This window comes from Chthonobacter rhizosphaerae (genome assembly GCF_013839525.1).
GTDB classification, from domain to species: domain Bacteria; phylum Pseudomonadota; class Alphaproteobacteria; order Rhizobiales; family Pleomorphomonadaceae; genus Chthonobacter; species Chthonobacter rhizosphaerae.
This window is the reverse complement of record NZ_JACDIS010000002.1, coordinates 267,551-286,813: the sequence shown is the minus strand read 5'-3', so window position 1 is coordinate 286,813 and position 19,263 is coordinate 267,551. Positions and strand designations below refer to the sequence as shown.

Genomic DNA, 19,263 nt, shown 5'->3' with positions numbered 1-19,263 from the left:
GCGGCGGGCCGAGAGGACTGGGCGGTCCTCGCGGGCGGCTTGGCCGGTCGTCACCCGGTGAGTTTCCGGAGCGCGATCTGCGAGCCCATCTTGAACTCGATGGCGTATTGCCCCCGGCCGATGAGGTCGTTCACGGCGCGCACGACGCCGTCCTTCCACCACGAGCCGAGCATGTAGTCGTCGGCGACCAGAAGCCCGCCGACCTTCAGTTTCGGACCGTATGCGGAGAGATCGGCGGTGACGCCCTCGTAGCTGTGGTCTCCGTCCACATAGACGAAATCCAGCTCGTCGTCGGCGATCATCAGGGCCGCGTCCACGCTGAGCGCCCGGAGGATGCGGACCGACCCGGCCTCGATCTGACGCTGGAAGGTGGCCGCCACATGGGCATGGCGCGCGTCCATGATGTCCTGCGTGGCGCGCCGGGTCCCGTACCAGCTGTCCGCGTAGGTCTCGCCGGGAAACAGGAGCCAGGGATCGATCAGGTAGAGGCGCTTCGGCTGGGCGATCCGGACGATCTCCCGGGAGAAGGCCCCCTCGTGCACCCCGATCTCCGCCCCGACGGCGTTCCGGGGCAGCGAAAGCAGAGCCATCAGGCGCGTGTCGATCGGAGCCAGCATGCCATTCCCCCCACCCGTCGTCTGGGCCTCAGCTGATGGATCTCGATTTCATAAACCGATTTGCCCTGCGCGCGCACCCGCATCCGCACGGCCCGGCGATTCCGGTCAGGCAGCACGCCGCCGGGCGAAGTGCCTGATCCGGCCGTACACCCGTCCGAGCCGCGACGACGGATCGACCCGGTTCGAGATGAGGACCGCCGACATGCCGGCATAGAGCGCCGCGACGGCGCAGCCGACGATCGCGCCGGCGAGCGGCGACGCCGCGCATAGGCCGTAGACGGCCCCGATCAGCACGAGATTAAGGCCGATCAACCCCACGTTCCGCCGGGTCGGCCGATGGCCGGCGATCCGCGCCGCCGCGGCAAGCACCGCAAGGAAATAGACCAGGTAGGCGGCCGCGAACCCGACCCCCGTCGAGAGCAGCCCGAGGCGGGGCAGCGCCACCACGACGAAGGCCACGTAGAGCACGCCCCAGAGGGCGTCGGTGATCACGAACCACCGGCTCGACCGCTGCGACAGGAGCAGGAAGCCGATCGGCCAGGCGGCCAGCTTGAACACGTCCCCGACGATCTGCCAGCGGAGCACCGGCACCGCCTCCGCGAACGCCGCCGAATAGAGGATCGGGATGACGACGGGCGCGAGAGCCACGCCGCCGACCAGGAACGGTCCCGCCAGGAGAAGCGCCACCTCGGTCTGGTCGTTGACGAGGGCGGAGGCCTTCTCCCGGTCCGCCACCACGGCGGACAGGCGCGGATAGTAGTCGACCGCCATGGTGGCGAGTACGAAGCCCAGGTACTGCATCGAGATCGCCCAGGCCGCCTGGAAGTGGCCGACCGCGTCCAGGCCGAGCTCGTCCGTCACGGCGGTTCTCACCAGGACCTGCGCGAGGCTGCCGACCACGCCCGCGATGGTGACCGCGATGCCGAGCCGGATCATGCCGCCGAACCGCGCCGGCGCGCCGGCCACCCGCACCGGCGGCCAGGCCGGACGCGGCAGCCGCGCGCCGTAGACGGCGCCGACGAGGACGCTGGCGAGCGGAAGCGCGATCACGACCCACACGGCCCCGTCCAGGCCGGCGAGCAGGATCATGCCGATCCCGACCACGGATGCGATGACGGTGGACACGACGCCGATCACCGCAAGATCGCGGACCGGGCCGAGGACGCTGAGGAGGGCCGTCTGCCCGGCCGCGATGACCGTCAGGACAGTGCCGACGCCGAGCCAGGCCACGTCATCGGCGCGCGACGGGTCGCCCACCATGTGCTCGGCGATCGGATGGCGCAGCAGCACGACCGCGAGCGCCCCAAGGACGCCGAGCACGACGCCGCCCCAGAACAGCGTCCGCCGGATCTCGTCGGCCGCCGGCCGGTTCTCCTTCTCGGCCGCGAGTTCGCGGACGCCCCCGTGCGACAGGCCGAAGCCCGCGAACGTGCTCGTCATGGCGAGCACCGCGCTGTAGAGGCCGACGAGTCCGGCGCCCGCCGGCCCGATCAGGACCGCGATCAGCTTGACCCGAAGAATGCCGATGACGACCTGGACGGCGGAGGAGCTGCCGAGGAGCGCGACCGCCCGGAGAATGTGCCGATGGCTCGACGGCTCAGCCATCGCGTCCGGCGGCCCCGTCGGCAAGATCCGGCGAGCGGAGCACATGCCGGACGGCCGCGATCACCCGCGCCGCCTCATCGAGCGACAGGTGCGGCCCCATGGGCAGGCTCAGCACGTCGTCTGCCAGCCGGCTGGCGATCGGCAGGTCGGCCCCGGCCACCGGCATCGCCGCGAAGGCCTTCTGCTGGTGGCAGGCGACCGGATAGTGGATGTGCGTGCCGACGCCCGCCTCCTCCAGCCGGGCTTTCAGAAGGTCGCGCCGCGGGTGCCGCACCACGAAGAGATGCCAGACCGGCTCCATGCCGGCCGGCACCGCCGGCAGCGGCAGGACATCGCGAAGTCCGTCCAGATAGGCCGCCGCGACGGCGCGCCGACGCTCGTTCCAGGCGTCCAGGTGCGCGAGCTTGACCGACAGGACCGCCGCCTGGATTGGATCCAGGCGGCTGTTGTGGCCGACCGCCTCGTTGTAGTAGCGCACCTCCGAGCCGTAGTTCCGCAGCAGCCGGACTTGCCGGGCAATCTCCGGATCGTTGGTCGTCACCGCGCCGGCATCGCCGAGCGCGCCGAGGTTCTTCGCCGGATAGAAACTCCAGGCGGCCGCGTCGCCATGCCCGCCGATCCGGCGGCCCTTGTAGCGGGCGCCCTGCGCCTGCGCGGCATCCTCCACCACCTTCAGGCCGAAGCGCCGGGCGATCGCCAGGATCGGGTCGAGGTCCGCGGGCTGGCCGTAGAGATGGACCGGCACGATCGCCCTGGTGCGCGGCGTGATCGCCGCCTCGATCCGGGCGGGGTCCATGTTGAAGGTCGTCTCCAGCGGTTCCACCGGCACCGGGGTCGCGCCGGCGTGGACGACCGCCAGCCAGGTGGCCACGAACGTGTGCGACGGCACGATCACCTCGTCGCCCGGGCCGACTCCGACCGCCCGGAGGGCAAGGACGAGGGCGTCGAGCCCGTTGGCGACGCCGATGCAGGCCGACACGCCGCAGTAGTCGGCGTAACGCTCCTCGAAGGCCGCCACCTCGGGGCCGAGGATGTAGATGCCGGAGTCCAGCACGCGCGCGATCGCCGCGTCGAGTTCGCCGCGCACCTCGCGGGTGGCGGGCGCCAGATCGAGAAAAGGAATCATGGAGACTGCAGAACCTCGCGCCGGAACTGGTCGTAGTCCCGGATGTAGTCGTCCGGATCGTAGTGGTGCGATGCGAACACCAGCAGGATGGCGTCGCTCGAATAGCCGAAGTGCGTCCGCCAGACGCGCGGGGGCAGATAGAGTCCCTGGTCGAGGCTGTCGAGCCTGAACTCCTGGCGCCGCTCGCCGTCGTCCGCCACCACCCGGCAACTGCCGGTCACGCAGATCAGGAATTCCTCGCATTCCCGGTGCGCATGCTCGCCCCGGGTCTCCAGGCTCGGCACGCCCACGACCATGAAGTACCGTCTGGCGGCGAACGGCACCGACCGTTCGAACTCGCCGACGGTGAGATTGCCCCGGATGTCCTCGATCAGGGGCATCCTGTGGAGGCTCACGCCCTTGACGTTGGACGGGGTCGCTCCGATCGGCATCCGCTCCGGTGCGAGCACCGGCGCCGCGGCCGCCGGCGCGTCGCTGTAGCCGATGATCCGCGCCGGGTTGCCGACCACGATGGCGTTGCGCGGCACCGAAAGCGTCACCACCGCGCCGGCGCCGATCATGGCGTTCTCCCCGATCGTCACCCCGGCGGCGATCACCGCGCCGCCGCCGATGGAGGCGCCCTTCAGCACACGGATGCGCGCGTCGCGCGCCGCGGCGCCCCGGCCGTTCGTCGCCGCGAAGCTCGCGTTCGGGCCGATGAAGGCGTCGTCGCCGATCTCGGTCCCGGGCGGCAGCTCCACGCCGTTCTTGATGGTGACTCGGTCACCGACGACGACGCCGCCGTGAACGAGACAATGGGAGCAGATGTTGCACTCCGCGCCGATTATCGCGCCTGTCTCGATGATCGAAAATTGCCAAATCTTTGTTCCAGAGCCAAGACTTGTACTCCGGCATTCCGCCAGTGGATGAACCATCGCTGTCATGAAGTGCGCTCGACCGCTGTACGTCGACGAATGTAGGGCAGACGAACGACGCCTTTCTATTCGCCTCGCGTCGTGATTTCTATCCAACGCGCCGGAGCGTAGCGCCGGCTCAAGAAAATCGACTATAGAGATCTGACCTTGAAGTCCCGGGCTGCTGCTTTCAATTGTGATAAAAACCTAAACAAAATACATCCTTAATCCGACATATGTCTTCCGGCAAGACCACAGCGTGCCGGATGGGGCGGCAGGGCTCGCCATAGGAGAACAGGTTGAACACACGTGGTTTGGACCGGACCGAAGCGGACGTGGCTGTCATCGGGAGCGGCGTGGCGGGCTGCTGCACCGTGCTTTCGCTTTTCGATCGTCTGCGCCGATCTCCGAGGTGGGACCGCCCGGTCGATGTCGTCGTCGTGGAGCGCGACGACCAGGCCTGGACGGGACTCCCCTACGGCCGACGTTCGTCGCCGAACGCGCTGATCATCACGACGGCCGCTGAATTCCTGCCCGCCGAACTCGCCGATCGGTTCGCGGCCTGGTTCGTGCGCGAACGGCCGCGCTGGACGGCGGACCTCGCCGAGGCGGGCGGCGAATGCGCCCGCGCGTGGCAGGACCGCAACGCCGACGCCATCGCGTCCGGCCGGTTCGCGGAGGCCTACATCCCGCGCCGGCTGTTCGGAGCCTTCCTCCAGGCCGAGATGGCCGACGCGATCGAGGCCGCGCGCCGCGACGGTCTGGCCACCGTGACCGTCCTTCACGGCGAGGCGACCGACCTGCGTCGGGCCGGCCAGGGCTTCGTGGTCTCCGTCGCGCGGTCCGATAGCCCGGTCGCGGATCTGGCGGCCGGGTCGGTCGTCCTCGCCGTCGGCAGCCCGCCCGGCCGGTCGATCCTTCCGCCCGGCGTGTCGCCGGGACCCGGGTCCGGTCTGATCGACGACGCCTATGCGCCCTCCTTCGACGCCACCCTTTCGGCCGTACGCGAGCGGCTGCTGTCCGCGTCGCCGGACGGGCGCAACCTCCTGATCGTCGGCGCCAACGCGAGCGCCCTCGAACTCGTCTACGTGCTCGCCCACGATCGGCGCCTGTCGGATGCGGCCCGATCCGTCGTGGTTCTCTCGCCCGGCGGCCAATTTCCCCACCGCATCTCCGGCGGGCCGGAGATCGACCTGCCGACGCCTGCCATGGACGCGCTTCTCGCCGCCGGAGGCGGCACCGCCCTCGACGTGATGACGGCCGCCGAGCGGGACGTCGACGCCGCGCTCCAGGCCGGCTTGACGGTCGGCGACGGCTTCGGTTCCGTCGGCGCGAAGCTCGGCGCCCTTTTCGAGATGCTCGGCACCGACGAGACGCGCGCCTTTCACGAGCAGCACGGCATGCACTTCTCCCGGCTGATCCGTCGCGCGGGCCGCGAGTATCGCGACGCCGCGGATCGGATGCGGCAGTCCGGCGCCCTCCTTCACGTGGCGGGCGCTCTCGATCGCCTGGAGCCCGCGTCAAACTCGGGCTGGACGCTGCACTACCGCTCGTCGGACGGCTCGAGCCGGACAGCGGATCGGTCGTTCGCCGCGGTCGTCAACTGCTCCGGATTCGAGGAGGTCGACGCCGCATCCTCCTCGCCCCTCATCCGCAGCCTCGTCCGGAGCGGCCTTATCGAACCGAACCCGACCCGGCGCGGCATCGCGGTCGACGAGACGCTCGCCGCCTCGGAGGGAATCTTCGTCGTCGGCCCCCTGCTCGGGGGCGTGTTCACCAGCCAGATCCGCATGTGGCACGTGGAGAACGTGCGCCGGATCCACAGCATCGCGCCCCATGTGGCGGAGTCTCTCGCCGTGCGTCTTGGCCTCGGCCAAGAGCCGCGCGAGCAGGAGGATCGCCATGCCGGTTGACATCCACGCCCGCGCCGACTGCCTCGCCGAGGTGGGCGACGGCACCCGCGTCGGCCCGTTCTGCGTCGTGCTGCCGAAGGCGCGGATCGGCCGCGACGTCACCCTGTCGGCCTTCTGCTTCGTCGAGAACGACGTGGTGGTCGGCGACCGTGTCACGGTCGGGTTCGGCGTCTACCTGTGGGACGCCCTCCGGGTGGAGGACGACGTCCGCATCGACGCCAACGTCACCTTCACCACCGACCGCTACCCCCGATCCAGGCAGTGGCCGGAGGCGTATCCGGTCACGCGAATAGGGCGCGGCGCATGGATCGGCGCGGGCGCCGTGCTCATACCGGGCGTCAGCGTCGGGGACCATGCCTTCGTCGCGCCCGGTTCGGTCGTTACCCGCGACGTGCCCGCGGGGCAACGCGTCGGCGGCAATCCGGCCAGGCCGGTCGCGATGGGTTGACACCGCGTCGGGGAACGAGGAGTCGATCCGCGCGTCCTGCTCTTTGGTGGCTGGACGACAGGCGCGGCCCCGCCGAACCGATCCGCCGGATGCGGATCGGCGAACCCGTCCAGAAGGAGTGGGGATTTCGTGGACTTGAAGGACGCCAAAGCCGGCTATGACGCGCTTCTCGCCGAGGCCGAGCGGAAGGCGACCGCCGGGGCCGCCTCGGCGGCCAGCGTGTTCGCGCAGGTCGCGGCCCATTCGGCTGCGGGTCGCCATCCGGGCTTCTTCCGGTCGGCCGACCTGGAAGCCCTCCTGTCGGATCTCGGCGCTCGCTTCGTGCTGCCGTCCGCGCCGGTGCGCCGGCGGCGCCCTGGCGGATCGCCTCGTCGGCGGGTCCTTCACGTCCTCACGGAAGCCTATTCCATCGGCGGGCACACCAAGGCCCTCTACCGCTGGATCGGCGCCGACAGTGCCTCGACCCACGACGTGGCCATCACCCAGCAGGTGGAGCCGTTGCCGCCGGCCCTGGTCGACGCGGTCGCGGCCGCCGGCGGCCGAATCAGGCTGCTCGACGGAGTGGAGAACCTCATCGCCGTCGCGCGCGACCTTCGCCGGATGGCGGACGGCGCCGACTTCATCGTGCTCCACGTGCATCCCTACGACGTGGTGCCGCTCCTCGCCTTCGGGGCGGACCAGGAACGACCGCCGACGCTGGTGTTCAACCACGCGGACCACGTGTTCTGGCTCGGAGAGTCGATCTGCGACTGCCTGGTGAACTTCCGCCGCTCCGGCGCGCGCCTCGCCGCCGCCCGGCGCGGTCTCGGCCCGGAGCGGAGCGCGCTCCTGCCGCTGCCGCTCCTGCCGAGTTCGCGACCGGACGCCCCGGGAAAGACCGAGGCGCGCCGGATCCTTGGCCTTCCGGCTGACGCCCCGATCAGCCTGACGATCGCGTCCGAATACAAGCTGGTCCCGAACCGTCGCGCGGACTTCTTCGCCCTCCACCGGCCGCTCTTCGACGCCGACCCGGAGTTCCGGATGGTCCTGGTCGGCCCGTCCGCCACGTCCGCCTATTGGATGGAGCGGGCGGCGGAAACCGGCGGGCGCGTCCATCCGATGGGCATGCGCAGCGAGCTCGACCTCTTCACCGCCGCCGCGGACGTCTACCTCGACTCCACCCCCTTCGCGTCGCAGACCGCCCTCCTGGAAGCGGTGCTGGACGGCCTTCCGGCCGTCAGCTGGCGGCCTTATCCGGCCGAAAGCCTGTCCGCCGTCCTGGCGAGCGACGACGTGGCCCTCGATGACCAGCCGGTGATCTTCCACGACGCGGCGGCGTACCTCTCCCAGGTGCGCGCCCTCCTCGCCGATCGATCGGCCGCGGAAGCGCTCGGCCGCGCGCAGGCGAACGCCATCGCGACGCTCCATTGGGGCCCGGCCTGGACCGACAGTCTGGAACGGACCTACGAGGCGGCCGCGCTGAACGCCGCCGATCGCCCCGCGCCGAGCGCGCCGGACCAGGGGCCGTCCGACGTCGACCAGGACCTCCTGGAGTTTCAGGCCGGATCGCGCCGCGGCGTCGCGCCCGAGGTGCAGCACTTCCGATTCCTACCCGTCCGCCTCCAGATCGCGACCTGGGCAAGGATCCCGAAGGAAGACCGCCCCCCGCTGAAGGAATTCCTCCCCCTGCGCCTCCGCCAGCGGGTCCGCCGCGCCTGGTCCGGGATGAGGCGCTAGAGTTTCAAGCTGCCGGGTTCAATTCGACGAACCTTACTTGATGATCGACATCACCGTGATGGCACCGTTCACGCGGTCGGCCTCGAACTTGACCTCGTCGCCGACCTTCACGTGCTTGAAAAACACGGGGTCCGCCAACCGGTACACCTCCGAACGGCGCTTTTGAGCGAAGCGAAGATTGTCCGGATATCACCGGATCATTGGACAAGTTGCGGAACGCCGTCTTGGCTTGTTCGGCGGGAGATGGCGGTAGCGGCGCCTGCAGGGGCGGCGGAAGCGTTGCGTCGGCAATTTTGAATTCCAAACGGCGTGGTAGGGTACTGGCGCTCCGGCCTTCACGTCCTCCTCGAGAAACGTGGTTGCTGTGTTCATCGGCAAGGTTACCTATGCTATCGTCCCGGGCACGGGCCGTTAGATCATGCCGGTCAGCCGCCACCGGCGGGAGAACGAGGTTTTCTTCCCCGCAAACAGCCGCACTTTAGTCCTGTTGGTGAGCCGGCAACGTGACAAGGTGTGTATCGCTATGGAAGAGATCCCCCCAGTGCGGCGGAGTTCGCAGTCGGCTCGGAGCTTCCAGCTCAGTAAGCGTCAGGAGGCGCTGGTCGCCGCCGCACGCGCGCGTCATGCGGCCGCTCGACGTCTTCCGATCGATTTCAGTTCGCTCGAAGCCGCGATGCAATCCGGTGGTCCGTTTATAAGCGAACCGTCCGATCGGTCGTGAAACACGCGCATCGGAGCGCGACCCGGTGGGCCGCCGCTGCGACCGCGATAGACCTCGTCCCCCGAACCGCGCGCATCCGAACCGTAACAGCTGGGGCCGGCGCCATATGGTGTTCAACGGAGTTCGTTTCGGCAGGGCCGGTTGGCGCACAAACATACCGGAACAGACGTACCTTCTTGCTCATCAGGGAAGGCGTATGTTCAGGGTGGAGGGTGAGGCGGCCAGGGGGAACGCGACCCTCCCCGTTTGTCGTAAGGCCCCGAAGGGCCAGACTCTGCCAGCGCGTCATTTTTGCCCGGTCTCAGGCCGCCTCTATTCTCAAATTATTATTGTCAGTTTTGATGAGCAAGAGCCGCCTCAAGGAGCCTCTCGACCGGCTCGCCGCCCCGGTGGCAGCGTTGAGGGGCGGATCCGCCGTTCAAACAGGCGGGGTGAGGCGGCCAGGGGGAACGCAATTCTCCCCGTTTGTCGTACAGCCCCGAAGAGCCACACTCTGCCAGCGCGTCATTTTTGCCCGGTCTCAGGCCGCCTCGAGGTGCAAAATACCAATGGGATATTAGACACACAACAGCCGCCTCCAGGAGCCTCTCGGCTGGCCCGCCGGTGTGGTAGCGTCGAGGGGCGGATCGGCCGTCCAACCCTCCCTTGATGACGTCAGTCGCATCAAGGCACGCGGCGCGGTCCTGTTCGAACGAGGGGCCGAGGATTGCGGTTGACACGTGGTGGGGCCTCCCAGGAACCCCACATGGCGATCCGCTCGAAAGAGCGTCCTACGGCCGGGAGAGTTGCACCGCGTCGCACGTGTCTTTTCCACACTATTGCGCCCGACCGCCCCCCGCAACAGCCGCCTCCAGAAGCCTCTCGACCGGCTCGCCGCCAGAGTGGTACGGCCGAGGGGCGGATCGGCCCTCCAACCCCGTTTGAAACCGCTTTAACGGCGCGATCGACGGCCGGGGTCCGTCCAAGACCGCAACGCTCATGACCCGCACGTCCGTGCGGCTGTTTCCACCCGCCGCCTGGCAGCGCCGCGGCGGGGGCGATCGGGCGGAGGGGCGGAAAACCGAGTTGGCGCGGGTCTGAGGTGGGACGTTTCGGAGGGCTGGTCCCACCTCATAGCTGGGCGCTTGTCTGAGGAGGCGCGAGGATGAGTGGTCGCCGAGGGGGGACGTCACTTTCCCCGTAACGAGCGTCGGCTGCGCAACCGAACCTCGGACCGGTCGGACGATTTGCCCGGTCAGTCACGGCGACCAAACACATTGTAGCCCGCCGGCTGGAAAGCCCGCAAACAGCCGCCTCCAGGAGCCTCTCGACCGGCTCGCCGCCAGAGTGGTGCGGCCGAGGGGCGGATCGGCCGTCCATCCCCGTCTGAAACCGCTTTAACGGCGCGATCGACGGCCGGGGTCCGTCCAAGACCGCGGCGCCCATGACCCGCACGCCCTTGCGGCTGTTTCCACCCCGCCGCCTGGCAGCGCCGCGGCGGGGGCGATCGGGCGGAGGGGCGGAAAACCGAGGTGGCGCGGTCTGAGGTAGGGCGTTTCGGAGGGCTGGTCCCACCTCATAGCTGGGGCGCTTGACTGAGGAGTCGCGAGGATGAGTGGTCGCCGAGGGGGTGCGCCACTCTCCCCGTGCAAGCGTCCGGCTACGGACGTTCGGACCGGCCCTGCGGCTTCCCGGTCGTCACGGCGACCGTGCTCATCATACGGAATGAGAAGCACCGGCGCAAACAGCCGCCTCCAGGAGCCTCTCGACCGGCTCGCCGCCAGGGTGGTAGCGTCGAGGGGCGGATCGGCCGTCCAATCCCGTTTGAAACCGCTTTAACGGCGCGATCGACGGCAAGGCCCCGACGACCTCCGCCCCTCTCCGCTCCACCACCCCGTCCGGCGATCGGGCGGCGCTCGCCGTCCATTGCGGCCGCCGATCCGGCGCTGATCTCCACCCACGCGACGGCGCTGGGTGAGGGCGCGGCGGAGGTGACGGAGGCGTTGGCGATGCAGCTGCCGGTCGGCCGGGAAGGCCGCGGCAAACCTGCGCCATCTGAAGTTCCGCGCCGTACCATATGAATTCGCGCACTACACTACAAACGCGTCGTTGGGTCAGCCGTTGGGCTCCGAGCGGGTGCTCGATCCGAAAAGCTCAAGTTATCTGAAGACTTAGGCCAAGCCGACTGGCGGATGGGGTGGGATTCGAACCCACGGTGGGCTTGCACCCACGCCGGTTTTCAAGACCGGTGCCTTAAACCGCTCGGCCACCCATCCCGCGTCTGAAGCGGTGCCGACCATGTCGTCTGGCGGGCGCAATTGCAAGGGCCGGAAGGGGAACGGAGCCGGGGCTGCCCGCCGCTCCGCGTCAGAAGACCAGCGCCACCACGAGCCAGATCAGGCCGGCCCACATGGCCAGGGAGACCAGGAGGGCTGCAAGAAGCCACCAGGCCCGCGGTATTCCCCCAAGCGGCTTGACGCTGCCGATGAAGCGCCAGTCCAGGCGAACGGAAGTCAGGTCGGTCCACACGTCACACACCCACCCAGACGCGAATCCTCGTTGGTCCGACCCCATTATGCGAACATTCAGACCTTTGCAAAGATGACAGGTCTCAATAATCAGGGGATGAAGCGTCCCGCCGTGCTACTTCAGCGCGTTCAGCCTGGATTCGGTTGCGGCGACCGGCTTCGGCGAGCCCGCCTGCTCGATGAGCGTGCCCGCCGGCTCGGGGCAGAAATCGGCCTTCACGAGACCCCATCCGTAGGTTGTGTCGCGACCGGTCTCGCCGAGGTCGAAGGCCTCCTCGGCCAGATGAGCCGACACCATCTCCGGCTCGGCGTCCGGCCGCGCGGCCAGATAGGCCGCCGCCGCGGCGGTCACGAACGGTGCGGCGTAGGACGTGCCGGAGACGGGCGCGCCGTCCGCGGTGGCGGATGCGGTCCAGACCTCCACGCCGGGCGCGGCGAAGTCCACGTAGGCGCCGCGCGTGGCGCGCCGGTAGACGCCGAGGCCGCGGTCCACGGCCGTCACGGCCAGAACGCCCGGATAGGCGGCCGGATAGGCCGGCTCGCCGCCGGGTCCGGCGTTGCCGGCCGCCGCGACGATCAGGATGCCCTGGGCGGCCGCCGCCGCCAGCGTCTGCTCCAGGACGGCGTTCGGCGGGCCCGAGAGCGACAGGTTCATCACCCGCACGCCGCGCTCGGCAAGCCGCTCGATGGCGTCCACCAGAGCCGTCACGTCGGCCCGGTCGCGGCCATTCTCGTCGGGCGAGAAGGCGTCCACGGCGATCAGGTCCGCGTCGGGCAGAAGGCCGGGCGTGCTGCTGTGCGGGCTGCCGACGAGAAGCGAGGCGACCGCCGTCCCGTGGCGCGTGGCCGATGCCGGCTTGCCGGGCATCGGGTCCAGCACCTCGATGCGCTGGTCCCTCAAGGCCGCGTGCCGCCGGTCGATGGCGGTGTCGATCAGGCCGATCAAGGGCGGGCCGCCGCATTGGGCCGGTTGCGCCGACACCCAGAGCGGCGCGGGGTCTCGCCCGCAGCCGGCCACGCCGCAGAGAACGGGCCCGTGGCCTTCCGTGTAGTAGTAGTGGTCGAGGTCGACCGCCGCCGTGGTGTTCAGCGCCGTCACGATCCGGCGCGCATCCTCCACCGGCAGGTCGTCCGGCAGGGCGAGCGTGGCGACCGGTGGAGCGAGCCGCCCGGCGGAGCGTCGCTCCAGGCGGAAGCCGAGCCGCCCGAGGGCGTCGATCTGAACGGTCGAAAGCCCGGTGGCCACCAGCGTGCGCGGCGCGTGGGCCGCCTGGCTCCGTCCCTCGGTCGGCCGAGGCGCTTCCACGCGGGCGATCGGGTTCGCGGCCGGCGGAGCGGACGGTCGGGGTGTCGGGCGCGTGGCGCGCACCGGCGCGACGCGAGGCGACACTTTCTTGCGAACGGTCGTCCGTACGGCCTTCTGCGCCTTGGCCTTGGTCGACGCCACGGCCGCCTTTGCCTTCTCCGCCTCCTTTGAGGCGGCGACGGCGCCGGTCTCCCGGTCCACCTTGGCGCGGGCTTCCTCCGACCGGGTGTCTCCACGGCCGGGGTTGGAGTCGGGCTTGCCGCCGCCCGGGTTATTGGAACGGCCGGACCCGGCGCCCGCCGACTGACCGCCCTTGGCCTCGCCGCCCCGGTCGCCCTTGGCTCCGCCGCCCTGGTTGCCGCTGGATGCGCCGCCCTGGTTGCCGCTGGATGCGCTGTTCTGGCTTCCGGATCCGCGGCCACCGGCGGAGCCGCTCCCGCCGCCCGAGCCGGACGCCCCCTGCCCGTCCGCTCCGGCTCCCTTGCCGCCCGAATTGCCCGGGCCGCCGCCGGCGCCAACGCCGCCCGAGTTGCCGGGGCCGCCGCCGCCCGAGTTGCCGGGGCCGCCGTTTCCGTTGCCGCCGGAGGCGCCTTGCCCGCCGTCTCCCGCGTTCGCGCTGCCGCCCGGCCCGTTCCCGTTACCCGGCCCGTTGCCCTTCCCGCCGCCCGGCCCGTTCCCACCGCCCGGCCCGTTCCCGCCGGCGTTGCCGGGACCGTCGCTGCCGCGCCCGCCGCCCGGACCGTCGCCCTGCCGCGCTTCGGCCTTGGCCGGCTCCACCGTGATGCCGTCCGGCGCGACGGAAAGATCCGGCGCGGCCGGCACCGCGATCGCGGCGGCCACTGCGGCTATCCAGGTGCGGCGTCCGATCATGATCCCTACCCCGTTCACATGCGCGCTCGTCCCCGCACGAGGCACACGTCGACCGTGTAACGCCCGTCCGGCGGAATTGTTCGGGTCACCCTCGCGATTGGTCGGCAGGCTGGTGACATTTCGGCAACAATGTCGCCGATCGCCCCTGACAGGTGGAATGAAACGCCCGGCCGCGCGTTCCTCCCCCAGATCACGGCAAGACGGGTTCGAGATGTCGCTGAACGTAGGACAGGAGATCGTGGCGATGCTGCCGCGCCTCAGGCGCTACGCCCTGGCACTCTGCAGGTCGTCCGTCCAGGCCGACGACCTGGTGCAGGCGGCCTGCGTGAGGGCCCTTGCGAGCGCCGGGTCCTGGCAGCCCGGCACGCGCTTCGACGCATGGATCTTCCGCATCATGCGCAATCATTGGATCGACGGCCTTCGCCGCGTCCGGACCGAGGGACACACCGAAGATGTCGACGAGCACCAGACGCTTGTGGGGGAAAATGGGGAGACGCGGGTCATGGAGAAGCTGGTCCTCATGGACGTTCGGCGGGCCATCGACGCGCTTCCGCCGGAGCAGCGGGACGTCCTGATCCTCGTCTGCGTGGAGGACATGGCCTACCAGGAGGCCGCCGAGGTGCTCGGCGTGCCGATCGGCACGGTGATGAGCCGCCTGTCCCGGGCCCGAAAACGGATCCAGGACCTCACCAGCGCCGCCTGACGCGGCGCCCTCCGACCACACCGCACGGCCTTCCTGCTTCGGACGTTCCATGACACGCCTTCACATCACCAACGAAATCCTGATGGCCTACGCCGACGGCGAGATTGACCCGCAGCTCGCCGAAGCCGTCGACGTGGAGCTCGACCGCGACCCCGCGCTCGTGCGGCGCGTCGCCGGCTTCGTGCGGAGCCGCCGCCTAGTCCGGACGGCCTACCTGTCGGAAGGCCTGCCGCCGGTGCCGGAGGCGCTGTCCCGCTCGATCGCCGAAGCGGTGGCCGCGTCCGGCCGGGCCGCTCCGGCGTCCGCCGCCGTGGTGCCGCTCCGTCGCCGGACGGTGCCGCGCGCGCTCTCCGCCATGGCGGCCTGCCTGGCGCTCGTCGCCGCGGGCGCCGTCGGCTACGCCCTCAACACCGGCCGGGTCGCCGACGGCGGCGTGTCCGTCGCGGCGGAGCTGGCCGATCCGAAGATCGGCGAGGCCCTCGACACCGTGGCGTCCGGCGGTGAGACGGATCTCGCCGCCGCCCGCTTCCGGGCGGTGTCCACGTTCACGACCGGTTCGGCCGGCCTCTGCCGCGAGTTCCTCGTCAGCGGCGACAGCGCGCGCACCCGCGCGGTGGCCTGCCGGCAGGAGGGCCCGTGGCGGGTCGCCTTCGCGCTCGCCGAATCAGGCGACGGCTACCAGCCCGCCGGCACGGACGCGGTGGTGGACGCCTACCTCGAGGCGAGCGGCGCCGCCGCCCCGCTTGGCGAGGCCGAGGAACGGAAGGCTCTCCAGGAGCGTCGTCCCGCCACCTGATGTGCGTTTGTCACGTGTCTTGGCGGCAAGGATAGCCGCCCCGGCAAAGGTTAACGCCGGCGCCGGCTGCCGGCCTGCGTGCAGCTTCGCGCCGAACACCCGATTGCGTATACGAAAACATCACTTCATTCATTCACTCGCGCGATGCGAGGAACTGAAAAGTCCCCCAAGTCGTTTCTTGTCTGCCGGAGCGAATGGTCTCGCCCGAGATCGACCGCTCCGGCAGACGTCTTTGGAAGCACTTGGACGTTGCTTCGCGCGCATTCCATATGCGTTGCCGCACGCATCTTTCGTCTTCAGACGACCAGTGATGCGTATCGGCAACAGCCACTCAGGATCGATCAGCGCGGCAAAAGTCTTGGTGCCTTGTTAACCGGCGACGTCGTATCGAGAGCGGCCTTCGGGGCTCTTGGTCCGGCTTCGAAGTTTCAGCAGGAATTCAACATGCGTAGCGCCATCATGATCGCACTGACCGCCGCATATTTCGCCGTGGCCTTTGCGTCCTACACCCAGGTTTCCGCCGAACCCGAAACGCAGGCGCTCGCGCCGTGCACCGCCGTCGCGGCGTCCGGCTCCACGGCCACGTCCATCGACGCCGGCTCCACGGAATGCGCCGTGATGGTCGCCCGCTGACGGGCGCCGCCGGCTCGACCGTTGTCTGAGAATCGAACGGCCGCCCCTGGGCGGCCGTTTCCCGTTCCGGACCCCCTGGGTCCGGCCATCGATCGGCGCCGGATCTCAGGCTCTCGCTTTCGCGCCGCTCCGCCGCTGATGCATCCACTCGGCGCGGCGGGCTTCGAACCAGCGGCGGAAGAACGGGTCCGCGTGCATGCGGGCGATGACCTCGTCGTCGGAGATCTTCCCGGCCTTCCAGCCCATCCAGATTTGCATATAGCTCGTCATGGCGGTCTCCCTGGTCGTCGCACGATCATCGTACGACAGGAGGAAACGCCGCCGTCGTCGTCCGGTTCCCTGACGGGGGCGTCAGACGACCACCTCCCGCTCCACCCGGCCCGCAGTCCCGAAGACGCGCAGGTAGCGGTCGATCTCCTCGCGGTCGCCCGTCGCCTTGGACGGATTGTCCGACAGTTTCACCGCCGGCCGGCCGTTCACCTTGGTGACCTTGCACACCACCGAGATCGGATCGAGGTCCGAGCGCGGCTGCGGCGAGCAGCCCCGGAAGTCGTTGGTGAGGTTCGTGCCCCAGCCGAAGCTCATGTTCACCCGGCCATTGAAGTGCTGGAACACCGTCTCGATGGTCTCGATGTCGAGCCCGTCGGAGAAGACCAGCAGCTTGTCGCGCGGGTCCTGCCCCTTGGCGTTCCACCACGCGATGATCTGCTCGCCCCCCTCGATCGGCGGGGCGGAGTCCGGCCGGAAGCCCTTCCAGTTGGCCACCCAGTCCGGCGCGTCGCGCAGAAAGGCCGTGGTGCCGAACGCGTCCGGCAGCACCACGCGCAGGTTGCCGTCGTACATGTCCCGCCAGTCGCGCAGCACCCGGAACGGTGCTTCCCGCAGGTCGGCGTCGCTCTTGGCCAGGGCCGCGTAGACCATCGGCAGTTCGTGGGCGTTGGTGCCGATCGCCTCCAGGTCGCTCTTCATGGCGAGCGTGACGCTGGACGTGCCGATGAAGGCCTCGCCCAGTCCCTCCTTCAGGGCGTTCACGCACCAGTCCTGCCACAGATAGGAATGCCGGCGGCGCGTTCCGAAGTCGGCGATGCGCAGCCCTTCCAGCTTGCGCAGACGCTCCACCTTCGACCAGAGCTTCGCCTTCGCGCGCGCATAGAGCACGTCGAGCTCGAACCGGCCCATGGACTTCAGAACGGCCCGGGAGCGCAGTTCGTTGATGATGGCGAGGGCCGGGATCTCCCACATGGTGGTATGGGTCCACGGGCCGTGGAACTCCAGGACATACTGGCCGTCCTCGCGTCTGAGGTCGTACTCCGGCAGCTCGAAGCCCCGCAGCCACTCCAGGAAGCGCGGCTCGAAGATCTGCCGGTGGCCATAGAAGCTGTTGCCCGCCAGCCAGATCCACTCCTTCTTGCCGAGCCGGAGCGTCCGCGCGTGGTCGAGCTGGGCCCTGAGTTCCCCCTCGTCGATCTCGTCGGCCAGGCGGACCTTCCGATTCCGGTTGATCAGCGAGAACGTCACGTCCACGTCCGCGTACCGGCGCCAGATCAGCTGCAGCATCAGCAGCTTGTAGAAGTCCGTGTCGAGCAGACTGCGCACGATCGGATCGAGCTTCCAGCTGTGATCCCAGACGCGCTTGGCGATATCGATGGTCATGCGTCGCCTCTCCCGAGCGGGTGATCTCGGGGCCATGGACACGCCTGCCCGTTGCGGCGGGGCGCGGTCCGCACCTTAGACTTCGCGACGAGCCTTACACGCCCGCGCGGCGATCGGCCACAGTTTCCTGTCGGAGGCCGTCGCAGAGCGGAACCTCCGGTCCGATGACCGGTTCCGATCGGGTGTCGACGGAGGTGATCATGAAGAAGCCAGAGCCCCACACGCTCCAGCCCGACCCGGCGGAAGGCGACCGGGAGACCATCGAGCGGGAACTCGCTCGCCAGGACGGTAAGCCCGCCCCGGCCAAGGGCTCCGACCAGACCGACCGGTCCAGCGGGAAGCCCGACGAGCGCAAGTCCGGCGCCTGATCCGGCCGAACGGCGCCGGGCCGCTTCAGAGGAGCGTCCCGGTGGCCCGCACGATCCCCGCCCACATGACGGCCGAGACGCCGAAGGCCGCGAGCATGTACCAGCCGCGCGGCTTGCGAGCGGACGGCGCCGCGACAGGGCGGCTACTTCCAAAGGTGGTGCTGCGGGACATCGAACCGGCCTCCATCATGACGGCACGATGGCACGCCGATGGTTTCCTTCTTCCGAACACATTTGGTCAAAACACCCGCCCGCCAGGCTCGGCCGAATCACGGTGAAGGATGCCTCAACGCGATCTGCGAAATGTGAGGAGCGCTCGATCTCGCCACCTGAATGGCGCATGTGTCAGGTTCATTCTTTCCCGAGAAACATTCGCCGAACCGATGCCTGATTGCAGATACGAGCAGTTTCCTGCGCTTGGCGCAGCAGAAAACGGGACGGCGATCACCGATTCGGGTGATTGCTTCTGCCAGTATAATTGTATGTGTATTGCAGCCGCTGTTTATCCATCGATGAGGCAGATCCGTGGCGCCGTCCGACCGTTCCGCATCCCGAATCTATCGTGAAACCCCCACCGAGGCAGACCTGGAGCTGGCCCAGGCGGAGCTGCGAGCCCTGGAGGGCGACGTCCGCCTTCGGGGCGAAAAGCCGGCGCAGTACCGGGCTGCCGTCCAGGCCGCCCGGGCCCGGATCGAGACCATCCAGTTCATCCTGGCCACGGGGCGTCCGAACCGGTCCGGCTTCCGTCACTGATCCCGGCTCGCCGCGGGGCTCCCTGCGCAGCCGGGCGACGGACCCAGCTCAAGTGGTCCGCGACCATGCGGACCATGCCGGCGCCATCAAGGCGTTCGACCGGATATGACGTGTCGTCGTTAGCCGGTGCGTCCTGACGCGATCCGAAGCCGCGCGCGGCCGCATCCCGGCGCGCCTCTCCTTTTCCTGCCTGGCCGGTTGCCGGCATCAGGCCGCCAGAGCGGCGTGGAGCTTCGTCAGCGCTTCGGCGCGCGCGGCGAGAAGAGCGCGATGGTCCATGCCGGGCACCCTGCCTTCCCGGACGGCGCCGGTCGCCCGGTGCACGACCCGAACCAGGGTCAGGTTGGTCGCCGGATAGAGGGCGGTTTCCTCGATCAGGTCTTCTGTGACGATGCGGTCCATGGTGTCTCTCCTGGAATTGGTCCCACCGTCCCCGAATGAAACCGCATGCCCGCCGCGCCGTCTGTGACGGACCTCACCCCATCGAGCCTGATAAAAAGCCCGACTCCTCTGGCGTCTTGCGAAACACGCCATATGATCTTGGCATAGAGCTGATTAGGATGAGCGCGCGTGCACCGGCTACTGGTACAGGCGCAGATGACGCGGCGGGCCGTTCGGCCATCCGGTCGGCGGCA

At 69.3% G+C, this 19,263-nt stretch carries 19 protein-coding genes and 1 tRNA gene; 8 read left to right on the top strand and 12 right to left on the bottom strand.

Annotation, left to right across the window (positions count from 1 at the left end):
• Positions 1–50: 50 nt before the first annotated feature.
• From HND91_RS05150 to HND91_RS23020, 4 genes are all read right to left on the bottom strand, one after another.
• A complete protein-coding gene (locus HND91_RS05150; protein ID WP_181705460.1) occupies positions 51–617 on the bottom strand; it encodes a class I SAM-dependent methyltransferase in 567 nt (188 codons plus the stop codon).
• A gap of 105 nt (positions 618–722) precedes the next feature.
• A complete protein-coding gene (locus HND91_RS05145) occupies positions 723–2,222 on the bottom strand; it encodes an O-antigen translocase (RefSeq protein ID WP_181705459.1) in 1,500 nt (499 codons plus the stop codon).
• Complete coding sequence (locus HND91_RS05140) at positions 2,215–3,348, bottom strand: DegT/DnrJ/EryC1/StrS family aminotransferase (protein WP_181705458.1); 1,134 nt, start codon at positions 3,346–3,348, stop codon at positions 2,215–2,217. Before HND91_RS05140 ends, HND91_RS05145 begins: the two co-directional genes overlap by 8 nt.
• Positions 3,345–4,262, bottom strand: coding sequence for a WxcM-like domain-containing protein (locus HND91_RS23020; protein ID WP_281379034.1), 918 nt, complete (start codon positions 4,260–4,262; stop codon positions 3,345–3,347). The genes HND91_RS05140 and HND91_RS23020 overlap by 4 nt, the downstream gene beginning before the upstream one ends.
• Before the next feature lie 314 nt (positions 4,263–4,576).
• Here HND91_RS23020 and HND91_RS05130 point away from each other — a divergent pair, with 314 nt between their 5' ends.
• The 3 genes from HND91_RS05130 to HND91_RS05120 all read left to right on the top strand — a co-directional run bounded on the left by HND91_RS05130 (position 4,577) and on the right by HND91_RS05120 (position 8,318).
• Entirely contained in the window at positions 4,577–6,154 is a 1,578-nt protein-coding gene (locus HND91_RS05130; protein WP_181705456.1) for an FAD/NAD(P)-binding protein, read from the top strand.
• Positions 6,144–6,602, top strand: coding sequence for an acyltransferase (locus HND91_RS23015; RefSeq protein ID WP_181705455.1), 459 nt, complete (start codon positions 6,144–6,146; stop codon positions 6,600–6,602). Before HND91_RS05130 ends, HND91_RS23015 begins: the two co-directional genes overlap by 11 nt.
• A 129-nt stretch (positions 6,603–6,731) precedes the next feature.
• Positions 6,732–8,318, top strand: coding sequence for a hypothetical protein (locus tag HND91_RS05120; RefSeq protein WP_181705454.1), 1,587 nt, complete (start codon positions 6,732–6,734; stop codon positions 8,316–8,318).
• A gap of 33 nt (positions 8,319–8,351) precedes the next feature.
• Here the strand turns inward: HND91_RS05120 and HND91_RS05115 are convergent, their stop codons facing one another.
• From HND91_RS05115 to HND91_RS05100, 4 genes are all read right to left on the bottom strand, one after another.
• Entirely contained in the window at positions 8,352–8,456 is a 105-nt protein-coding gene (locus HND91_RS05115) for a copper-binding protein (protein WP_210272588.1), read from the bottom strand.
• A gap of 2,748 nt (positions 8,457–11,204) precedes the next feature.
• Positions 11,205–11,294: transfer RNA gene (locus HND91_RS05110), tRNA-Ser, on the bottom strand.
• 91 nt (positions 11,295–11,385) lie between these two features.
• Positions 11,386–11,547 carry a hypothetical protein gene (locus HND91_RS05105; protein ID WP_181705452.1) on the bottom strand — a complete coding sequence of 54 codons (162 nt, stop codon included), beginning with the start codon at positions 11,545–11,547 and terminating at the stop codon, positions 11,386–11,388.
• Positions 11,548–11,661: 114 nt separating this feature from the next.
• Positions 11,662–13,722 (bottom strand): S8 family serine peptidase, encoded by a 2,061-nt coding sequence (locus HND91_RS05100; RefSeq protein ID WP_181705451.1) that lies wholly within the window; start codon positions 13,720–13,722, stop codon positions 11,662–11,664.
• 211 nt (positions 13,723–13,933) lie between these two features.
• Between HND91_RS05100 and HND91_RS05095 the strand changes: the two genes are divergently transcribed.
• The 3 genes from HND91_RS05095 (at position 13,934) to HND91_RS05085 (ending at position 15,854) form a co-directional block, all read left to right on the top strand.
• Positions 13,934–14,425, top strand: a complete 492-nt coding sequence (locus tag HND91_RS05095) for an RNA polymerase sigma factor (RefSeq protein WP_181705450.1) — start codon at positions 13,934–13,936, stop codon at positions 14,423–14,425.
• Between the two features lie 49 nt (positions 14,426–14,474).
• Complete coding sequence (locus HND91_RS05090) at positions 14,475–15,221, top strand: anti-sigma factor family protein (RefSeq protein ID WP_181705449.1); 747 nt, start codon at positions 14,475–14,477, stop codon at positions 15,219–15,221.
• Between the two features lie 444 nt (positions 15,222–15,665).
• The gene (locus tag HND91_RS05085) at positions 15,666–15,854 is read left to right on the top strand and encodes a hypothetical protein (protein WP_181705448.1); all 189 of its coding nucleotides are present in this window, start codon (positions 15,666–15,668) and stop codon (positions 15,852–15,854) included.
• A gap of 105 nt (positions 15,855–15,959) precedes the next feature.
• On the opposite strand, the gene HND91_RS05080 is transcribed toward HND91_RS05085, so the two are convergent.
• Together HND91_RS05080 and pncB are read right to left on the bottom strand one after the other, a co-directional pair.
• The gene (locus HND91_RS05080) at positions 15,960–16,124 is read right to left on the bottom strand and encodes a hypothetical protein (protein ID WP_181705447.1); all 165 of its coding nucleotides are present in this window, start codon (positions 16,122–16,124) and stop codon (positions 15,960–15,962) included.
• An 81-nt stretch (positions 16,125–16,205) separates the two neighbouring features.
• Positions 16,206–17,507, bottom strand: a complete 1,302-nt coding sequence (pncB, locus tag HND91_RS05075; protein WP_181705446.1) for a nicotinate phosphoribosyltransferase — start codon at positions 17,505–17,507, stop codon at positions 16,206–16,208.
• 200 nt (positions 17,508–17,707) lie between these two features.
• Between pncB and HND91_RS05070 the strand changes: the two genes are divergently transcribed.
• The gene (locus HND91_RS05070) at positions 17,708–17,875 is read left to right on the top strand and encodes a hypothetical protein (protein WP_181705445.1); all 168 of its coding nucleotides are present in this window, start codon (positions 17,708–17,710) and stop codon (positions 17,873–17,875) included.
• A gap of 25 nt (positions 17,876–17,900) precedes the next feature.
• Here HND91_RS05070 and HND91_RS05065 read toward each other — a convergent pair whose 3' ends face one another.
• Positions 17,901–18,047: a hypothetical protein gene (locus HND91_RS05065; RefSeq protein WP_181705444.1), complete on the bottom strand. Its 147-nt coding sequence runs from the start codon at positions 18,045–18,047 to the stop codon at positions 17,901–17,903.
• A gap of 353 nt (positions 18,048–18,400) precedes the next feature.
• Here HND91_RS05065 and HND91_RS05060 point away from each other — a divergent pair, with 353 nt between their 5' ends.
• Positions 18,401–18,628, top strand: a complete 228-nt coding sequence (locus HND91_RS05060) for a hypothetical protein (protein WP_181705443.1) — start codon at positions 18,401–18,403, stop codon at positions 18,626–18,628.
• 207 nt (positions 18,629–18,835) lie between these two features.
• Here the strand turns inward: HND91_RS05060 and HND91_RS05055 are convergent, their stop codons facing one another.
• On the bottom strand, positions 18,836–19,030 hold the full coding sequence (locus HND91_RS05055) for a hypothetical protein (protein WP_181705442.1): 195 nt from the start codon (positions 19,028–19,030) through the stop codon (positions 18,836–18,838).
• Between the last annotated feature and the right edge of the window lie 233 nt (positions 19,031–19,263).